The organism is Arthrobacter sp. AZCC_0090, assembly GCF_014207375.1.
GTDB lineage: Bacteria > Actinomycetota > Actinomycetes > Actinomycetales > Micrococcaceae > Arthrobacter.
The window spans coordinates 3,571-5,670 of sequence record NZ_JACHEE010000026.1; the positions used below are offsets into that span (position 1 = coordinate 3,571).

Below are 2,100 nucleotides of genomic sequence, written 5' to 3' on the forward strand. Positions count from 1 at the left end.
CGACCCGCCCCCACAACAAACGGGGACAGCCACCACGCACGGAAACCATGCAGCCAGGAAACCAGAAACACACAACACCGGAAAAACCACGCAACCCTCACAGGCCACGCACCCCCGGCCCTGTTGCCTCAGGACCCAACAGTGTGCCAAACACGAAAACCGGCCTCCTCCCGCCCCGCACCCTTCCAGGACACCCCCGCCCGCAAAAAAGAGGGCAACGACATCCGTACTAAGCACAGAACAAAAACAACCGGCCGCTATCTGCTGATATTCCACCCATGAGCACCCACCGCAGAACAGACGCCTGCGCAATGGGCTTTGCTTCCACACACCCCCGGACCACAACCATGCGGACGGGACAGGGGCGATAATGGTGCTCCTTAGAAAGGAGGTGATCCAGCCGCACCTTCCGGTACGGCTACCTTGTTACGACTTAGTCCCAATCGCCGGTCCCACCTTCGACGGCTCCCCCCACAAGGGTTAGGCCACCGGCTTCGGGTGTTACCAACTTTCGTGACTTGACGGGCGGTGTGTACAAGGCCCGGGAACGTATTCACCGCAGCGTTGCTGATCTGCGATTACTAGCGACTCCGACTTCATGGGGTCGAGTTGCAGACCCCAATCCGAACTGAGACCGGCTTTTTGGGATTAGCTCCACCTCACAGTATCGCAACCCTTTGTACCGGCCATTGTAGCATGCGTGAAGCCCAAGACATAAGGGGCATGATGATTTGACGTCGTCCCCACCTTCCTCCGAGTTGACCCCGGCAGTCTCCTATGAGTCCCCGGCCGAACCGCTGGCAACATAGAACGAGGGTTGCGCTCGTTGCGGGACTTAACCCAACATCTCACGACACGAGCTGACGACAACCATGCACCACCTGTGAACCAGCCTCAAGAGGGGAACGCATCTCTGCGCTTTACTAGTCCATGTCAAGCCTTGGTAAGGTTCTTCGCGTTGCATCGAATTAATCCGCATGCTCCGCCGCTTGTGCGGGCCCCCGTCAATTCCTTTGAGTTTTAGCCTTGCGGCCGTACTCCCCAGGCGGGGCACTTAATGCGTTAGCTACGGCGCGGAAAACGTGGAATGTCCCCCACACCTAGTGCCCAACGTTTACGGCATGGACTACCAGGGTATCTAATCCTGTTCGCTCCCCATGCTTTCGCTCCTCAGCGTCAGTTAATGCCCAGAGACCTGCCTTCGCCATCGGTGTTCCTCCTGATATCTGCGCATTTCACCGCTACACCAGGAATTCCAGTCTCCCCTACATCACTCTAGTCTGCCCGTACCCACTGCAGAACCGGAGTTGAGCCCCGGTCTTTCACAGCAGACGCGACAAACCGCCTACGAGCTCTTTACGCCCAATAATTCCGGATAACGCTTGCGCCCTACGTATTACCGCGGCTGCTGGCACGTAGTTAGCCGGCGCTTCTTCTGCAGGTACCGTCACTTTCGCTTCTTCCCTACTGAAAGAGGTTTACAACCCGAAGGCCGTCATCCCTCACGCGGCGTCGCTGCATCAGGCTTCCGCCCATTGTGCAATATTCCCCACTGCTGCCTCCCGTAGGAGTCTGGGCCGTGTCTCAGTCCCAGTGTGGCCGGTCACCCTCTCAGGCCGGCTACCCGTCGTCGCCTTGGTAGGCCATTACCCCACCAACAAGCTGATAGGCCGCGAGTCCATCCAAAACCGCAAAAGCTTTCCACCACCACCGCATGCGCGGAATGGTCATATCCGGTATTAGACCCAGTTTCCCAGGCTTATCCCAGAGTCAAGGGCAGGTTACTCACGTGTTACTCACCCGTTCGCCACTAATCCCCCCAGCAAGCTGGAGATCATCGTTCGACTTGCATGTGTTAAGCACGCCGCCAGCGTTCATCCTGAGCCAGGATCAAACTCTCCGTTGAAGTAAAACAAAAACAGACACAACCACAACCACCGGAAACAACGGTCGAAGCAGCTGCACAAAATTTGAAACCAGCCGTAAAAACCAGCCCCGCACCACGGAGGTGACACAGGACCAGCCAAAACAACCAATTCATAAAAACAAATCGGTATCAACAAACTTGGCACACTATTGAGTTCTCAAACAACAGACACA

At 56.5% G+C, this 2,100-nt stretch carries 1 rRNA gene; it reads right to left on the reverse strand.

The features are described 5' to 3' along the window. Nucleotides 1–384: 384 nt before the first annotated feature. Nucleotides 385–1,906: ribosomal RNA gene (locus HNP00_RS22770) — 16S ribosomal RNA — on the reverse strand. Nucleotides 1,907–2,100 lie beyond the last annotated feature (194 nt).